Annotated in this window: 13 protein-coding genes, 2 tRNA genes and 3 rRNA genes; 3 read left to right on the top strand and 15 right to left on the bottom strand. The window is 37.8% G+C overall.

Annotation, left to right across the window (positions count from 1 at the left end):
• Window positions 1-630 precede the first annotated feature (630 nt).
• Window positions 631-978, top strand: a complete 348-nt coding sequence (locus ACZ2G0_RS05980) for an ISAon1 family transposase N-terminal region protein (protein ID WP_470307583.1) — start codon at window positions 631-633, stop codon at window positions 976-978.
• The gene (locus ACZ2G0_RS05975) at window positions 971-1,954 is read left to right on the top strand and encodes an ISAon1 family transposase (RefSeq protein WP_470309823.1); all 984 of its coding nucleotides are present in this window, start codon (window positions 971-973) and stop codon (window positions 1,952-1,954) included. The genes ACZ2G0_RS05980 and ACZ2G0_RS05975 overlap by 8 nt, the downstream gene beginning before the upstream one ends.
• A gap of 100 nt (window positions 1,955-2,054) precedes the next feature.
• Here the strand turns inward: ACZ2G0_RS05975 and rrf are convergent.
• From rrf to ACZ2G0_RS05940, 7 genes are all read right to left on the bottom strand, one after another.
• Window positions 2,055-2,164, bottom strand: a 5S ribosomal RNA gene (rrf, locus tag ACZ2G0_RS05970).
• Window positions 2,165-2,319: 155 nt separating this feature from the next.
• A 23S ribosomal RNA gene (locus ACZ2G0_RS05965) occupies window positions 2,320-5,204 on the bottom strand.
• 190 nt (window positions 5,205-5,394) lie between these two features.
• Window positions 5,395-5,468, bottom strand: a tRNA-Ala gene (locus ACZ2G0_RS05960).
• A 91-nt stretch (window positions 5,469-5,559) separates the two neighbouring features.
• A tRNA-Ile gene (locus ACZ2G0_RS05955) sits at window positions 5,560-5,633 on the bottom strand.
• A gap of 140 nt (window positions 5,634-5,773) precedes the next feature.
• Window positions 5,774-7,287: ribosomal RNA gene (locus ACZ2G0_RS05950) — 16S ribosomal RNA — on the bottom strand.
• The 16S, 23S and 5S rRNA genes sit together here with 2 tRNA genes alongside, the layout of an rRNA operon.
• 1,355 nt (window positions 7,288-8,642) lie before the next feature.
• Window positions 8,643-9,878 carry an ABC transporter permease gene (locus tag ACZ2G0_RS05945; RefSeq protein WP_470309447.1) on the bottom strand — a complete coding sequence of 412 codons (1,236 nt, stop codon included), beginning with the start codon at window positions 9,876-9,878 and terminating at the stop codon, window positions 8,643-8,645.
• 216 nt (window positions 9,879-10,094) lie between these two features.
• Complete coding sequence (locus tag ACZ2G0_RS05940) at window positions 10,095-10,592, bottom strand: YkgJ family cysteine cluster protein (RefSeq protein ID WP_470309446.1); 498 nt, start codon at window positions 10,590-10,592, stop codon at window positions 10,095-10,097.
• 87 nt (window positions 10,593-10,679) lie between these two features.
• Between ACZ2G0_RS05940 and ACZ2G0_RS05935 the strand changes: the two genes are divergently transcribed.
• Window positions 10,680-11,396, top strand: coding sequence for a class I SAM-dependent methyltransferase (locus tag ACZ2G0_RS05935; RefSeq protein WP_470309445.1), 717 nt, complete (start codon window positions 10,680-10,682; stop codon window positions 11,394-11,396).
• A 98-nt stretch (window positions 11,397-11,494) separates the two neighbouring features.
• Here ACZ2G0_RS05935 and ACZ2G0_RS05930 read toward each other — a convergent pair whose 3' ends face one another.
• The 8 genes from ACZ2G0_RS05930 to ACZ2G0_RS05895 form a co-directional block, all read right to left on the bottom strand.
• Window positions 11,495-12,127 carry a 7-carboxy-7-deazaguanine synthase QueE gene (locus ACZ2G0_RS05930; protein WP_470309444.1) on the bottom strand — a complete coding sequence of 211 codons (633 nt, stop codon included), beginning with the start codon at window positions 12,125-12,127 and terminating at the stop codon, window positions 11,495-11,497.
• Between the two features lie 126 nt (window positions 12,128-12,253).
• Window positions 12,254-13,921, bottom strand: a complete 1,668-nt coding sequence (locus ACZ2G0_RS05925; RefSeq protein WP_470309443.1) for a tetratricopeptide repeat protein — start codon at window positions 13,919-13,921, stop codon at window positions 12,254-12,256.
• Between the two features lie 16 nt (window positions 13,922-13,937).
• On the bottom strand, window positions 13,938-14,873 hold the full coding sequence (locus ACZ2G0_RS05920) for a PstS family phosphate ABC transporter substrate-binding protein (protein WP_470309442.1): 936 nt from the start codon (window positions 14,871-14,873) through the stop codon (window positions 13,938-13,940).
• A gap of 3 nt (window positions 14,874-14,876) precedes the next feature.
• Entirely contained in the window at window positions 14,877-15,026 is a 150-nt protein-coding gene (locus ACZ2G0_RS05915; RefSeq protein ID WP_470309441.1) for a hypothetical protein, read from the bottom strand.
• Window positions 15,027-15,106: 80 nt separating this feature from the next.
• A complete protein-coding gene (locus tag ACZ2G0_RS05910) occupies window positions 15,107-15,904 on the bottom strand; it encodes an energy transducer TonB (protein ID WP_470309440.1) in 798 nt (265 codons plus the stop codon).
• A gap of 40 nt (window positions 15,905-15,944) precedes the next feature.
• Window positions 15,945-16,496 carry an ExbD/TolR family protein gene (locus ACZ2G0_RS05905; RefSeq protein ID WP_470309439.1) on the bottom strand — a complete coding sequence of 184 codons (552 nt, stop codon included), beginning with the start codon at window positions 16,494-16,496 and terminating at the stop codon, window positions 15,945-15,947.
• A gap of 19 nt (window positions 16,497-16,515) precedes the next feature.
• Window positions 16,516-17,127, bottom strand: a complete 612-nt coding sequence (locus ACZ2G0_RS05900; protein ID WP_470309438.1) for an ExbD/TolR family protein — start codon at window positions 17,125-17,127, stop codon at window positions 16,516-16,518.
• A 37-nt stretch (window positions 17,128-17,164) separates the two neighbouring features.
• The gene (locus tag ACZ2G0_RS05895) at window positions 17,165-17,983 is read right to left on the bottom strand and encodes a MotA/TolQ/ExbB proton channel family protein (RefSeq protein ID WP_470309437.1); all 819 of its coding nucleotides are present in this window, start codon (window positions 17,981-17,983) and stop codon (window positions 17,165-17,167) included.
• Window positions 17,984-18,269: the final 286 nt, after the last annotated feature.

Raw genomic sequence — 18,269 nt, 5'->3', positions numbered from 1 at the left:
TTCGAATCACTAAAGATACCTAGAGAAATTGACATCAGGCAACTTCTTACAATTTCAATACCTTACCAATCATTAAAATTAAATACTAGTACAGAGCGTAACCTAAAAGAAAACACTTTCTATGACCAAGACATACAATAATATAATTATATAAAAGCTTACTACTAAAATGACCAAGATTTAAATTAGTTTATACAAACTAAAAAAGCCAAAGTAAACGACACAAAAAATAACAACAAATAATTATCTCAAACAACTTAGTAAATAAGAAAACACTATAACAAAAACAATCGAAACAGGATAAGTTAAACGGATTAAGAATAACAAAAATGAGTTAACTAATTATTCCAAATTCATGGGCCTGCCGCTACTTCCACTGCGTTCCAGTACCGTCGGGCTATTCGTTACAATCTTTTTTGCGACTAAAAAAAAGCCTCAAAAAAGGATTTTCACTACTATCCCTCAGGCAAAAAATCAGTTTTCACAAGAAAATCAGCTGAAAAACAGAAGAAACTAACTCCGATGAATCAGGATTATAACAAAGAAAGGCAACGAACCAAGGGATCAGGAACAAAACCTGGGGAGGGATTTAATAAAAATATAGATATTTACAGAGTAAAACAATAACAAATGGATTCTGTCGAACTTTTAAAATTTGTTCTTCCCGATTTTCTAGTAGATAACTTTGAAATAGTTTCTGCTCTCAATTCTGAGGAAAACCTACATCTCTATTTTGAAGAAAAATCAAAACCTCCCAAAGAGTTTGATTCTTTAGAATTAGTATCCAAAGGGTTTTTGGATGAAATCACAATTCAGGATTTCCCGCTAAGGGGTAAATTTGTTTTCTTACACATTAAACGTCGTCGTTGGACAAATAAAACCAATGGCGAGATTGTTAAAAGAGATTGGCAGTTAGTTGCCAAGGGAACACGTATGACGCAAGAGTTTGCGACTTTTTTAAAAGAAATTAATAGATAATACCGCTATTAATTGTAACACTATTGGAGGGTTCTTTGGTGTTGATGGTAAAAAACTTCAAAGACAGTATAAAAATCACTTAAGTTCTTTTAATACTTGGGAACCTAGAAAACATGCCCATAACTGGATTATCTACCCCGAAAACATAGGTATTCACCTCGCTATAGACGAAGTTGCCTTATCCCAAGGAGAACTTTATACTATTGTCACCAATAAAAAAGCCAAAGGCAAAAAAGGATCATTAGTGGCTATTGTTGCTGGCACTAAAACAGAACAGGTAATTGAACAAGTCAGTAAAATCGACTTAAAAAAAAGACAAGAAGTTGTAGAAATCACTCTTGATATGGCAAATTCCATGAAGTTGATAGCTAAAAAATGTTTTCCAAAAGCCATACAAGTAACGGATCGCTTTCATGTACAGAAATTAGCCTTAGAGGCTTTACAAGAAATCAGAATCAAGTACCGTTGGGAAGCAATGGATAGAGAGAATCAGGCGATACTAAATGCTAAATCCCAAAACAAAACATACACTCCACAACTCTTAAACAATGGTGAAACCGTAAAACAGTTATTAGCCAGAAGTCGCTATTTACTATATAAATCAAGAGAAAAGTGGACTAACAGCCAAGTAGAAAGAGCACAGCTTCTTTTTGAAATCTATCCTGATTTAAAAACAGCATATATTTTGTCTCAGCAACTAAGAGCCATATACAACAGTAACAACGATCAAAATATTGCTATGCTAAAATTAGCGCATTGGTATAGAAAAGTAGAAGAATCGGGATTTAAAAACTTCAATATTGTACTTAATACGATAACAATTAACTATCAATCAATTTTAAATTACTTTGACAATCGTAGTACAAATGCTTCAGCAGAATCCTTCAATGCAAAAATAAAGGCATTTAGATCTCAATTTAGAGGAGTTAGAAAAATTGATTTCTTCTTATTTAGATTATCTAATCTTTTTGCTTAATCCCCAACTTTTGATCTTGATCCGAACCAAGCCGCTGTTTCAGTACGAAACAACTATAAAACAAAAAACCCTGATTCGATTGAATCAGGGTTTTTAAAAAGAAAGGCGACGACATACTCTCCCACATAACTGCAGTACCATCTGCGCAGGCGGGCTTAACTACTCTGTTCGGGATGGGAAGAGGTGAGCCCCGCCGCAATAACCACCTTAAGGTCGTTTTGCAATGGGTAAATTAGCTATTTGCTAATTAACATTACATAATATCTTAACACATTGAGATAAAGAAAAAAGTATTAATCTTGACTTGCCCTGAGCGAAGTCGAAGGGAGAAAGTTTCTCCCTGCGGGTTACCCCGCAGGAAAAGTGTACATAAGCTTACGGATTATTAGTACTACTCGACTATGACATTACTGCCTTTACATCTATAGCCTATCAACGTGGTCATCTCCCACGATCCTTAAAAGAAATCTCATCTTATGGTGGGTTTCGCGCTTATATGCTTTCAGCGCTTATCCCTTCCCAACGTAGCTACTCTGCGGTGCCACTGGCGTGACAACAGATACACTAGAGGTTAGTCCAATTCGGTCCTCTCGTACTAGAATCAGATCCATTCAAATTTCTTGCGCCCACAGTAGATAGAGACCGAACTGTCTCACGACGTTCTGAACCCAGCTCGCGTGCCACTTTAATGGGCGAACAGCCCAACCCTTGGGACCTTCTCCAGCCCCAGGATGTGACGAGCCGACATCGAGGTGCCAAACCCCCCCGTCGATATGAGCTCTTGGGGGAGATCAGCCTGTTATCCCCGGCGTACCTTTTATCCTTTGAGCGATGGCCCTTCCATGCGGAACCACCGGATCACTATGCTCTACTTTCGTACCTGATCGACCTGTATGTCTCTCAGTCAAGCTCCCTTATGCCATTGCACTCTACGCACGGTTACCAAGCGTACTGAGGGAACCTTTAGAAGCCTCCGTTACTCTTTTGGAGGCGACCACCCCAGTCAAACTACCCACCAAGCAATGTCCCCCGCAATCGCGGGGTTAGGCCTCAGATAAACAAAGGGTTGTATTTCAACAATGACTCCACAACGCCTAGCGACGCCACTTCACAGTCTCCAACCTATCCTACACATCATTTATCCAAGGTCAATACTAAGCTATAGTAAAGGTGCACAGGGTCTTTTCGTCCCACTGCGGGTAAACGGCATCTTCACCGTTACTACAATTTCACCGAGCTCATGGCTGAGACAGTGTCCAGATCGTTACACCATTCGTGCAGGTCGGAACTTACCCGACAAGGAATTTCGCTACCTTAGGACCGTTATAGTTACGGCCGCCGTTTACTGGGGCTTCAATTCAATGCTTCTCCGAAGATAACATCTCCTCTTAACCTTCCAGCACCGGGCAGGTGTCAGGCCCTATACTTCATCTTACGATTTTGCAGAGCCCTGTGTTTTTGATAAACAGTCGCCTGGACCTCTTCACTGCGGCCAGCATTGCTGCTGGCGACCCTTCTCCCGAAGTTACGGGTCTATTTTGCCTAATTCCTTAGCCATGAATCTCTCGAGCACCTTAGAATTCTCATCTCGACTACCTGTGTCGGTTTGCGGTACGGGTACTATTAACCTGAAGTTTAGAGGTTTTTCTTGGAAGCCCTTAGGTGCACTATCTCTTTGTCCGAAGACGCCGAGTACTATCGTATTTCCCCAAAGCCCGTGGATTTGCCTGCGGGCCTTATAGGTAGGTACTTCAACGAACTATTCCGTCAGTTCGCGGCACTTTCATCACTCCGTCACCCCATCACAGTTAACAGTAGTACGGGAATATTAACCCGTTGTCCATCGACTGTCCCTTTCGGGTTCGCCTTAGGTCCCGACTAACCCACAGCTGATTAGCATAGCTGTGGAAACCTTAGTCTTTCGGTGTGCGGGTTTCTCGCCCGCATTATCGTTACTTATGCCTACATTTTCTTTTCTATCCAGTCCAGCATGCTTTACAACACACCTTCTACCCTGATAGAATGCTCCCCTACCACTTACAATAAATTGTAAATCCATAGCTTCGGTAATATACTTATGCCCGATTATTATCCATGCTCGTCCGCTCGACTAGTGAGCTGTTACGCACTCTTTAAATGAATGGCTGCTTCCAAGCCAACATCCTAGCTGTCTATGCAGACAAACCGCGTTCTTTCAACTTAGTATATATTTGGGGACCTTAGCTGATGGTCTGGGTTCTTTCCCTCTCGGACTTGGACCTTAGCACCCAAGCCCTCACTGTTAGTGAACATTATATAGCATTCGGAGTTTGTCAGGAATTGGTAGGCGGTGAAGCCCCCGCATCCAATCAGTAGCTCTACCTCTATATAACTTTATAACTAACGCTGCACCTAAATGCATTTCGGGGAGTACGAGCTATTTCCGAGTTTGATTGGCCTTTCACCCCTACCCACAGGTCATCCGAAGACTTTTCAACGTCAACCGGTTCGGACCTCCACACTGTGTTACCAGCGCTTCATCCTGCCCATGGGTAGATCACACGGTTTCGCGTCTAACACTACTGACTAAAGCGCCCTATTCAGACTCGCTTTCGCTACGGATCCGTGGCTTAACCACTTATCCTTGCCAGCAACGTTAACTCGTAGGCTCATTATGCAAAAGGCACGCCGTCACCCCACGAAAGGGCTCCGACCGCTTGTAAGCGTATGGTTTCAGGATCTATTTCACTCCGTTATTCACGGTTCTTTTCACCTTTCCCTCACGGTACTGGTTCACTATCGGTCTCTCAGGAGTATTTAGCCTTAGCGGATGGTCCCGCCAAATTCAGACAGGATTTCTCGTGTCCCGCCCTACTCAGGATACCACTATCTATTATATTCATTACTTATACAGGGCTATCACCTTCTATGGCTCTACTTTCCAGTAGATTCTAATTCTTCATACATAAAATGTCGTGGTCCTACAACCCCAACATTGCCGTAACAACATTGGTTTGGGCTAATCCGCGTTCGCTCGCCACTACTTACGGAATCACTTTTGTTTTCTTCTCCTCCGCCTACTTAGATGTTTCAGTTCAGCGGGTTTGCCCACCCGTAGGTGTACTAGATCTTCAATCTAGTGGGTTGCCCCATTCAGGTATTTACGGATCATATTGTGTGTGCCAATCCCCGTAACTTTTCGCAGCTTATCACGCCTTTCATCGCCTCTGAGAGCCAAGGCATCCCCCATACGCCCTTATTTTGCTTATTGTACCAACATTCAGTTAAGAATGCCGTTCTTTCTACTTGCCTAATGATAAACAAGTAAAATGCTTTCTACTTTTTAATATTTTTCTTATCTCAATATGTCAATGAACTTTATTTAGTCTAAAATCGTAAAGTCAAATGTCTTAAAGTCTAGGACTTTGGACTATCGACTTTGGACTTTATGACCAAATTCGTGGAGAATAACGGAGTCGAACCGTTGACCTCCTGCGTGCAAGGCAGGCGCTCTAGCCAGCTGAGCTAATCCCCCATTTCATGAGTGACTAGTGAACAGTAATTAGTGACTAGCACTAATTTTTGTTGCTTTTCAACTCTAGAATTTCCTTATTTAAGGTAAATAGTTGTCTCGGACAGACTCGAACTGTCGACCCCTACATTATCAGTGTAGTACTCTAACCAGCTGAGCTACGAGACACTCTTATTCTTAAATTCTTTTATTCAATTTTTTTATAAATTAACAGCAAGAGTAATAAAATCTTAAAACTAAAAAACCTTTAGGTCTTTTCGTCTTTTTCCCTAACGTGTTGATAAATCAACTAACAATTAAGGCTCTAGAAAGGAGGTGTTCCAGCCGCACCTTCCGGTACGGCTACCTTGTTACGACTTAGCCCTAGTTACCAGTTTTACCCTAGGCAGCTCCTTGCGGTCACCGACTTCAGGCACCCCCAGCTTCCATGGCTTGACGGGCGGTGTGTACAAGGCCCGGGAACGTATTCACCGGATCATGGCTGATATCCGATTACTAGCGATTCCAGCTTCACGGAGTCGAGTTGCAGACTCCGATCCGAACTGAGAACGGTTTTGTAGATTCGCTCCTGGTTGCCCAGTGGCTGCTCTCTGTACCGTCCATTGTAGCACGTGTGTAGCCCAAGGCGTAAGGGCCGTGATGATTTGACGTCATCCCCACCTTCCTCACAGTTTACACTGGCAGTCTTGTTAGAGTTCCCGACTTGACTCGCTGGCAACTAACAACAGGGGTTGCGCTCGTTATAGGACTTAACCTGACACCTCACGGCACGAGCTGACGACAACCATGCAGCACCTTGTAAATTGTCTTGCGAAAAGTCTGTTTCCAAACCGGTCAATCTACATTTAAGCCTTGGTAAGGTTCCTCGCGTATCATCGAATTAAACCACATGCTCCACCGCTTGTGCGGGCCCCCGTCAATTCCTTTGAGTTTCAAACTTGCGTTCGTACTCCCCAGGTGGGATACTTATCACTTTCGCTTAGCCACTGAACTTGCGCCCAACAGCTAGTATCCATCGTTTACGGCGTGGACTACCAGGGTATCTAATCCTGTTCGCTACCCACGCTTTCGTCCATCAGCGTCAATCAATTAGTAGTAACCTGCCTTCGCAATTGGTATTCCATGTAATCTCTAAGCATTTCACCGCTACACTACATATTCTAGTTACTTCCTAATAATTCAAGTCTAGCAGTATCAATGGCCGTTCCACCGTTGAGCGATGGGCTTTCACCACTGACTTACTAAACCGCCTACGGACCCTTTAAACCCAATGATTCCGGATAACGCTTGGATCCTCCGTATTACCGCGGCTGCTGGCACGGAGTTAGCCGATCCTTATTCTTACAGTACCGTCAAGACTCTACACGTAGAGTGGTTTCTTCCTGTATAAAAGCAGTTTACAATCCATAGGACCGTCATCCTGCACGCGGCATGGCTGGATCAGGCTTGCGCCCATTGTCCAATATTCCTCACTGCTGCCTCCCGTAGGAGTCTGGTCCGTGTCTCAGTACCAGTGTGGGGGATCTCCCTCTCAGGACCCCTACCCATCGTAGCCTTGGTAAGCCGTTACCTTACCAACTAGCTAATGGGACGCATGCTCATCTTTCACCGATAAATCTTTAATTATAAAGTGATGCCACTCTATAATACTATGAGGTATTAATCCAAATTTCTCTGGGCTATCCCTCTGTGAAAGGTAGATTGCATACGCGTTACGCACCCGTGCGCCGGTCTCTAGTTCCGAAGAACTATACCCCTCGACTTGCATGTGTTAAGCCTGCCGCTAGCGTTCATCCTGAGCCAGGATCAAACTCTTCATCGTATATTATTTGCTTATTACTAAGCTATTTATTTTTGACTGAAGATCTATCGGTTCATTTTTTAATCTCTCGATCTCATTACTCTTATTCTTTTGTTTCAAGATTTCTCTTAAAACGGCTGTCAATTCAATATGTCTACGAACGTGTGTATCTTTTTTTTTCCACTCCTTGACTCACTGTGTGTGTCGCTGGAAGCGGGTGCAAAAGTAATAAACTCTTTTACTTCTCACAAGCTTTTTTGAAAATAATTTGAAAATAAATTTTCAACTCCCTTTTCGTTTGCTTGTCATTATGTAAAGAACTTTGTCGCTGTTGCGGGTGCAAAAGTAGTGAGTCTTTACCGTTAAACAATACTTTACAACACACTTTTTTTAATCTTTTTTTATCACTCGTTTTAAAACTCTGAAAAACAACATTGTTACTGTTTATTGAAATTTGGTGATTTTTACATTTGTAAGAAAAAAGTAAGTGAATTAGCGGGTTTGTTCTTGTGTTGCTAGTGTTTGGATGGTGTTCGAAAGCTAATTTTATATGTGAGTGACTTGTGCTTAGAACTATTGGCAGGGTGATTTAGCGGGTTTGCTGTTTTTGGTGTGTAATTTAGGTAACTGAGCTACTATATATGTAGGTTGTGATTGTGTTTAGAATTATTGGAACGCGGATGACGCGGATATAGCGGATTTATTGTTTTTGAAGTGTTTTGAATATGATTGCGTACATATATGTATGTATGCTATGATTGTGTTTGGATACATTAGCACGCAGATTTCGCAGATTCTAGCAGATTGACTGATCGTAGAAGGTTTTGTAAATAATAATGATACTATATATGTAAACTGTAATTGTGTTTCGAAATATTGAAACGCGGATGACGCGGATTTAGCGGATTTATTGTTTTTGGTGTGTTTCGAGATATTGGCACGCAGATATCGCAGATTCTAGCAGATTTACTAACCGTAGAGAGTTTTGGATATAATTACGATACTACATATGTAAGCTGTAATTGTGTTTCGAAATATTGGAACACGCATGTCGCGGACTTTAGCAGATTGGCCCTTATATCCTGGATTGCGCGCAGAAGCATTTTAATCGCTACTATATATAAGGTATCTATGAAAACAAGATAAGGAGAATAAATCAGTGTGGTTCAAATGGTACATAGATGTTCTTGAACACTACAACTCACCTAGCCCTGATAGAAGTGGAAATCCTTTTATGGGGATTTTTATCCCCGTAAAAGATTGAAACGGATAGCAGGACACGAGCGAAGCGAACTGACGAAGTAAATAGCTCCTAAGAAATACAATCTAAATACCTGACGCTTGCCTTTACGCGGATATTTAGTAAAAGCGCTAGATCAATCGTATCGAATTGCTTTAACGGGTGAAATTTTAGTAATGATATAAGATGGAATTAAAAGAACTAAGAAGCAAATCACAATGGTACCTAGGTTTAATAATAAGATGTACCAGATATTGAAATAAACTGGTGCTTGAGAAACATAGTAATTCTCGGGATTCAGGGTGACGACGCCGAAATATTTTTGAATTAACAAAATTGAAATTCCAATTAGATTCCCCCAAAATAATCCACGTGCAATCAGATAGGAGGCATTGTATAAAAATACTTTTCTAACAGTCCAATTAGACGCTCCTAATGCTTTTAATATTCCGATCATTTGAGTTCGTTCCAAAATAAGCACTAGCAACGCAACCACCATATTAATGGTAGCCACTATTATCATGACTATCAATATGACGATGATGTTGAAATCAAATAATTGAAGCCACTCAAAGATATAGCTGTATTTTTCAATTATGGTTTTAGAGTCTAAAGTGGATCCTGTTTCTTCATAGACCTGTTCGCCTATTTTTGAAATATTATCGAAGTCGTCTACAAAAACTTCAAAAGCACCAACTTGGTCTGACTTCCATTTATTGATGCGCTGCATGTGTCTGATATCTCCTAATATATAGGTTGCATCAAACTCTTGAAAACCAGAGTTAAATATACCAACCACTTTAAAGCGCCTGCTGTTAGGTAACTTGTTCTCTCCTTCTTTCATAAAAAAGGTATTGAACTTATCTCCTACTTTTAAATTCAACCGATTCGCAAGAAATTGAGAAATTAAAACATCTTCGTTTAATTTAGAGGAAAAATCAGGAAGAACACCCGCTACAAGATATTCCTTTATGTTATCCCATTTATAATCCGAACCGACTCCTTTAAAAACAATGCCTTCGAAAGCAGTTTCAGTTCTAATTATTCCCGCTTTGCTTGCTATTGCTTGAATATGACTAACCGCCGGAACAGCATTAAACTTAGGATAGAAGGATTGCTTTTTAGAAATAGGGGTTAATGTTGCATCTGACTGATTACTGTCGAAATTTGAAATAATAATATGACCATTAAAAGCAGCAATTTTTTCTCTGATCTTTTCCTGTAAGCCCACGCCTGTGGCCACGGAAACAATCATCATTATCATACCAATAGCAATAGCTGAAATTGCTATTTTAATAATAGGTGCTGATATGCTACTTTTATAATCCTTTGCAGTGATTAGTCTTTTGGCTATAAAATATTCTAAATTCAATTGTATTATTTTAAATAAGATGAGTACTATTTTGAGACTCCTTGTTTGCTTTTCAAAAATACAGCTAATAGACGACTTGCGTTAACCTATTTACAATAGTTTTAAGAAATAAAATGTATTTACGTTCTTTTAGCTAACTGGCAACTAACTAATTTTGATAAAATTCATCGCTTGCTAATTAGCTACTTAATACTGTGATTGAAATTAATTAGCTCCTTACAAGGGAAGCTTTTTCTTCATTTCTTCGACAATATTGTAGGCAGCAGGACAAACAGGAATATTTTTTAGTGTAAGGTCAGTAATTTGCTGGAATTTTTTTCTGTCCGTATGCGGGAATTCCCGACACGCCTTGGGACGAACATCATAGATAAAACAACTATTATCCGTATCTAAAAAAGAACAAGGAACAGACTGCAAGACATAATCTTGATCTTCGTCGATACGAAGGTACTGCGCAATAAACTGTTGTGGTTTTTGACGAAGGTGTTTTGAAATTCGCTCAATATCAGCTAAGGTAAACAATGGACCCGTCGTTTTACAACAATTAGCACATTCAAGACAGTTGGTTCGTTTGAACACGGCGTCATGAATGTCTTGCATTACATAATCTAAATTTTTAGGCGTTTTCTTTTTTAGCTTGTCGAAATACTTTTTAGTCTCCAGTTGATTATCTTTGGCAAGTTTTCCAAGTTCGTTTAACGAAGGTTTGAGCATTTTAATTTACGGTTTTAATGATTTACATTATCGAAACAAAATTACTCAATTGAAAGCAACATTTAATACATTACCCAATAAACTATCATGAAAGACCTATTTGGACAAGCTATCTTAGATTACCAAACTCAAAACGCGCCAGAAGATCTACTTACAGAGACTTCGATATCCGAAGAGGATGAAATGAGTGTTTCCTATTTATTTAGATCATTTGACGAAATGCCACTACTAGAACAAAAAGCACTTGCATTAACCAAAGGTAAAACCTTAGATGTGGGCGCTGGAGCTGGAAGTCATAGCTTGTACTTACAGAATGATAAAAATATTGCCATTACCGCCATTGATATCTCACCACAAGCAATTGAAACGTGTCGCTTACGCGGAATAAAGAATGCATTGGTAGCTGATATCTTGACCTTGCAGCCTGAAAAATACGATACCATTTTACTGCTCATGAATGGAACCGGTATTTTTGGCACCTTAAAACAAACCGCTACCTATTTACAAAAACTACAATCGTTACTACAACCGGGTGGACAAATATTAATCGATAGCTCTGACATCATTTATATGTTTGACCAAGACGAAGATGGTGCCTATGCCGTTCCTGCAGATCACTACTACGGAGAATTAGATTTCACCATTACCTATAAAGGAATAAAAGAAGAACCCTTCCCTTGGCTTTACATAGATTACAATACATTACAAAACATTGCTATGGATAATAATTTACAATGTGAATTAATAACTGAAGGAGAACATTATGACTATCTTGCTAGGCTAACGATCCAACCAAAAGCATAACTGGGTCTTTTGACATCATTATAATCATACTATTAGAACGCATAAAAAAAGACTAAACAACAACTGTTTAGTCTTTTTTTATATCATTAAAACGATTGTTATGGAATATTAAGGTATTTATGCGTTTGCAAGGATACTCTCCATTTTGGATTATTCATTACATAATCAACAATCAAAGGAGTCATCTCCTCTTTTTTACTCCATTCTGGTTGCAAAAATAAAATAGCTCCATCATTAACTAATTCAGCTTGCTCTTCAGCAAATATAAAATCGTGCTTGTTGTGAATGATTACCTTCAATTCATGTGCCGCCTCGTAAACTGTCTCAGTAGGTAGCTTATTTTTTTTAGGAGAAAGACAAATCCAATCCCAAGTTCCAGATAAAGGATAAGCACCTGACGTTTCTATATGAACCTTGCGCCCAACATTTTTTAATTTAGCAGTTAACAAACTCATATCCCACATCAACGGTTCGCCGCCGGTCACTACTACTGTTTCGGCATACTTGCTTGCATTTGCAACAATCACATCAACTTCTGTTGGAGGATGTAACTCTGCATTCCAACTTTCTTTAACATCACACCAATGACAACCAACATCACAGCCACCTATTCGTATAAAATACGCAGCGGTACCTGTATGGTATCCTTCTCCCTGAATGGTATAAAATTCCTCCATTAACGGGAGCATTGCTCCTTTATTAACTTCTAATTGTATTTCTTTTGATAACATTATTTTAATTTAAAGTGCAAAGATAGTTAATTTGAAAAGGAGTTAATTTATAAAGTTGAAAATGCTTCTAAAACAAAAAAACCGATAGCTTACAGCTATCGGTCCTATATTAATAAAACTTTGAAACTATTTAATAGTTTTCAATGATTGAGTAGCGTATCCATTTGCAGGATCAATAGCCAACGTTTTGTTGAAATACTCTCTTGCTTTAACTTTATCGAAGTTAACGTATCCAGCAGCCATTGTATTGTAAGCTTCAACTAATTTTGCCTTTACAGCTGGTTTAGCCATTTCTTCAGCCCCTTTTTCAGTTACTTTATCTACATACATTTGGTAATATTTGATCATTTCTTGATCATTATCCATCAATGTATTTGTTCTTGCACGATATACATAAGCATCAATAGTTTCTGGGGAAGCCTCTACAACATTTCCAAAAGCAATATCCGCTTTTGCTAAAGCTTCCATGTCTTTCACTGCATCAGCAGGAGCATTGTTGAAGTAAATAGAGTTACCTAGGTAAAAATTATCTAACAAATAGCTTTTAGATTCTTTGTTTGTAGTTGCAATTTCAAACACTAAAGCTGCTTCTTTATACAATCTTTGCTCGTATAATGATTTCCCTAAATCTCCTAATTGTCCAGCAAAGTAGATATCCATATCAACCGCTTTTTTAATAAAAGAGATCCCTTCTTTATATAAAACTGGTTCAATTGTAGTTCCATCAGCACTTGTTGCTTTTTTAATTTTGGCTTGACCTAAATAAAAATAATCCTGAGCAATAATTTTATTAGTTGGAGCACTAATATATTCATTCAAAGAGCTAATAGCTGCGTCTAAATTACCATTTTCATAAGCTGCATATCCCAAGTATCTTAAGATTCTTGGATTAACTTTATCCAACTCTTTCATTTTAAGAGCTTCTGCTTCTAATGCTTTATAATCTTTAGCTAAGATTAAGAAATCAGCATGACGCATACGAGAAGCAAGAGAATAATCTGTTAACTCCATATATTTCTCATAGTATGAAAGTGCTTGTTTAATATACTGATCGTATCTTCCAGGAACGTTATTTGCCCAGTAGTAATAAGTTTCAGCAAGTTCACGATATACTGGTCCATAAGAAGGGCTAGTAGCGATAACGTTGTCATATGCTGCAACAGCTTCTGTATAGGCTTTAGCTCCTTTTAAAAGAACTCCTAACTGCATTTTAGCTCTAATCAAAGAAGCATCAGCTTGAAAAGCGTTTCTGTAAGCAGAAAAAGCAGCATTTTGATTTTTATCACCATAATAAGCGTCACCCATTGCCAATAACACTTGTGGCTCCATTTCATTTTTTTCTTTAGCAAGTTCTAAAGTTGCTAAAGCACTTTTATAATCCGGTTTATTAGCGTTCATATAGGCTCTTGCGATGTACACATACTCTTCAAAATCCTTTTTACGCATTTCTTTTTTTGCTAACTCAAAGTTTGCTTTGGCGGCAGCCACATTATTGTTATCTAAATCTAATTGACCAAGACCAATGTAGTTCAAATGCGCTTCTTTCTTAGCATTTAAACCTGCTTTGTATGAAATTGCAGCTGAGTCAGCTACATTTTGAGCCAAATATACGTTTCCTAAAAGAAAGTAAGCTGCTCCATTAGATGAGTCGTCTTTTACTATTGATTTTAAAGATGTTTTAGCAGCCTGAAATTGTTCAGCGTCTATTGCTTTTTTAATTTGGTTGATATCCTGCGCTTGCACAGAGCAAACGGAAGCCAAAAAGGCAACACTTAAAAATTTAAATTTATTCATTGTAACTTTATTTGATTTATTCATTTTCTTTTTCTTTTTTCTTGTTTGTAATAAAATTAACTTTTCTACCAGGAGTTCTAATTGGAAGCAAACCTGATTTTAAAATTATTCGTTGCCCAATATCTCCTGCAACAAATGAAGCAAACCCCATTCCTAATCCAGAGTATCCCTGACAGTTTATTATATACAAATCACGTGCCAAAGGATACGTCCCTTCGGCTAGGTTATTTTGAGAGGGAGCAAAATATTGAGTCTTTCCTTTACCTTTAACACTCAAAACATTGATGTTCTTTAGATTACTAGCAACAACTTCTGATGGTTGATACAAATAATTTAGACCAACAAAACCAATCATCCCCTCATTTTCAGCGATAAATTTGACTACTTCTTCATTGGTTTTAACCGAATACACGTTTTTAGCAGGCAGAGCAGTCAACCCAGCTAATTCATTCATAATCCTAACTGTACTTGAGTTGGGATTATCAAAGACTAACCCTTTTAAACCTTTAATCTCTTTCCCTTGCATAAAACTAATAACATCTTCTAACGCGATCAAAGTATCATTATTGCCCTTGTTAGCAATAAGTGCAATAGCGTCTTTACCTATTGGTGTAACTTTAGGTTTAATTTTTAATTGCTCAAAATACTTATTTTCATTAGCTGAAAGCAACCTAGACAAAACAACAATTCTACTCGTGTCTTTTAAGAAAGACTGTATTAATTCATTTTCTGATTTGCCTTCGATTGTAATCTTAGCTTTGTAATTACTTTCAAATATAATAGCTTGATCCTCTATTAACGGTTGAAAAGTTTCATCAACTAAAATCGTTGTTTTCCCTTTCAGGATCGTCTCCTTAGTATCGTCCTTAGTTGACTGCTTGCACGCAACAGCAAAACCAACCAACAAGATAATAATAACCAAATACCTTAGATTTACAGCACTTTTTTTCATTTTCTAATCTTTATTTTCATTAATTAGACGTACACCACGGTAGGCCGAATACAACATCATAAGCAATCCAAAAGCCCATCGATATTCCGTTGCCATATCCAGCGGGAAGTTATCCATAAAGATAATCAATAATCCCAAAACGAAATAAAACATAAAAAACAAAAATGCTATAACGAGAAGAAATCGCTCTCTAAGCGATTTCTTCTGTATATTTCTATAAATATTTCCTAACATTAGTCCGCTGTTTGAATAGTAATTGGCAAAGAGTACAATACCCTTACTGGCTTACCATTTTGAACACCTGGATTCCATCTTGGACATTTTTGTAACACTCTGATTGCTTCTTTTCCTGTTCCGTATCCGATATCTCTTAAAACTTTAATATCAGTTAATGAACCATCTTTTTCAACAACAAAAGTCACATAAACTTTTCCTTTCAAACCTTCTTCTTCTGGTGCACGGTAATTCTTAGATACATATCCGTAGAACTTGTCCATACCACCAGGAAATTCTGGTTTTACTTCAATACCTGCGTTGTTATAAATTTGGTTATCCTCTTCAACAACTTGTTGCTTTGGACCGTTACCAACTGGAGCAACACTTAAAACAGCATCTGGATCTCCTTTTATAGTTTCAGCACCTAATTTTTTCTCCTTAATTTCCACGATTTTTGGCGGTTCTTCTGTTACTTCAGCTGCTTTAGCAACAACTGGCTTAACAAATTTTACCTGATCAACCTTTGGAGGAGGTGGTGGTGGTGGTGGAACGAACTTTTTAGGTTCTTCTTTTTTAGGAGGTAATTTTATTGCAGTGATTTTCACATCTCTAACAACATCATCTTCCTCTCCTTTAGGGATAAGGTCTAGGATAAGTGGAGCACCAACAGCCAAACTAAAGAATAAAGCACCAATAATCAATGCTTTAATCGTAGTACTTCTGTTGGTTTTTCTCAACTCATAAGCTCCGTACACTTTGTTACGGCCCTCAAAGACGATTTCCAACCACTGGTTTTTAATAATATCTAATTTCATATTTCTTAATTATTAGGTTATTGAGACAACAAGACAAGTCTTATTTTCCTTCTAACAATTTTAATTCCGCAGGAGTAATATCATTTACGATTGTGTACGTAGGAACGCCTGATATTGCCATTTCATCCAAAACATCAACCACATTTTTGTAGTTTGATTTTTTACCTGGTTTGATGATCACAATCATTCCTTGGTCTGGCTTCCCTTTAGCAGTTGAATAGGCAAGAACTTCCTCTTTTCTTTTCAACAATTCTTTACGAAGACCATCTTTAGAATACGCAATATCTTTTGGACCAGCAAGTGGAGTTTCTAACAATCCCATATAGAACGTCAATTTGTTATTGTCTCCTAACAATAAAGTTACCGTACGATTTTCATCAACTTTGATATCTTGATTGTCATCTTTTTCGTTTTTATCTGGCAATCCCAAATTCATCGATTGGGGTTTAGACAACGTGGTGGTCAACATGAAAAAAGTGATTAATAAAAAAGCCAAATCAACCATGGCAGTTAAATCTACCTTCGCATTCGCTTTTTTAGCTCTTACCTTACCACCTTTTTCGCCACCGCTGTCGGTATTTAATTCAGCCATTGTAGTATATTTTTTTTAATTAAAAATCTTTACCTCTCAAACCAGTAACCAAACTAAAACTGTTGATTTTCTGATCCTGACAAATATCCATTACCTTTCTGATTGCAGGATACTCTTCTTTTGAATCACCTTTGATAGCGATTTGCAATTCCTTGTCATTAACCTCGATATTAGCAATACGTGCATTGTATATCCAATCTTTCAACTGATTATCTGTTGAATCCATAGGTACACCTGGCTGCCCAGCTTTACTCCTATCAGGTGCTTTCATTTCAATGATTTGCTTAAGACTTGCCATTGGCACACCAAAGTCATCCATTAATGAAAACATTGTCTTATCTGCATCAGAAAAAGTTTCACCATACTTCTCAGCCATTAATTCTAATGTTCTGATACGTACTTGTCTTCCTTTTAAATCAAAGAAAACTTTTCCGTCACCAACAATTATCGTAGCTAAATCAGATTCAGGTAATTTAGTCTGAACTGTTGAAGCCGGCGTGTCTACAGGAAGTGCTTCCGGTATTTTAGCCGTTGAAGTCATTACAAAGAAGGTAAGCAAAAGGAATGCAACATCACACATAGCGGTCATATCAGTAGACCCCGGATTTTTCTTTATTTTTATTTTAGCCATTCTTTTTGTTTTTTAATTGATATAAATATCAATATAATTATTGCTTCAAACTTCCTCTGAATCTTCTGTAAGAGTTTACAATAGATACAGCAGCCTCATCAATAGAGTACGTTAAATCATCAATTTTAGATGTAAAGAAGTTGTAAGAGATAATAGCTACTGCTGAAGTTCCAATACCTGTTGCAGTATTAATAAGTGCTTCAGAGATACCTGCTGCAAGTGCTGCTTGATCTGGAGTTCCAGCTGCTGCTAATGCACCAAACGCTTTAATCATCCCTGATACTGTTCCTAACAATCCAATAAGTGTTCCTAAAGATACTAATGAAGAAATAATCGTCATGTTCTTTTGTAACATTGGCATTTCAAGTGAAGTAGCTTCTTCAATTTCTTTGTGGATAGTTTCTGCTGCTTCCTCAGAATTGAATCCTTCTTTTTTAACTGCTTGGTATTTAATTAAAGCTGATTTAATTGCATTTGCAACTGAACCTTGTTGTTTATCACATGTTGCGATAGCTTCTTCAATTTCTCCTTGTTTGATACTAGCTTGGATTTTAGTCATAAAAGTATCTAAGTTAGTTTTACCTGCTGCTTTTGAAATAACGAAGAATCTCTCGATTGAGAAAACAAGTACCATCAATAACATTCCTAATAATACTGGTACAACAGCACCACCATGATAAACTTGACCTAAAGTATTCAACGGAGTACCTGTTTCTATATTTCCTCCTTCAAAGTTTTCAGGATTACCCATGATAAATTTCCAAATTACAACACCTACACCAATACATGCAGCAATAATAATTCCTGAAACCATTCCACCACCGTTCGAAGTGCTTTCTTTTTTAACGTTTGCCATTTTCTTTAATTTTAATAGTTTTAAATAATTTCTTTTAGTTATAATAAACTTGTAGTCCCGCAAATTTATATGTTTAGTTCAAATAAAAAAATTTTTTTTAGTTTAATTCTAAATAATTTTAAAGAAAAAAAATTTTTAATTTTCAATAATATCACATTTCATTAAAATGCAGAACCAATTTACTTCTTTTCCCACTAATAAACTGTATTTTTAAGAGTAAATCTGTTTTTTTTTCAAAAAATCACCCTACAAAAGAAGTTAGCTTTTTTTCACAATTAGCAATAAA

Source organism: Flavobacterium sp. KKT103, assembly GCF_055640565.1.
The sequence above is the reverse complement of the archived record's forward strand: the minus strand, read 5'-3'. Positions and strand labels throughout refer to the sequence as shown.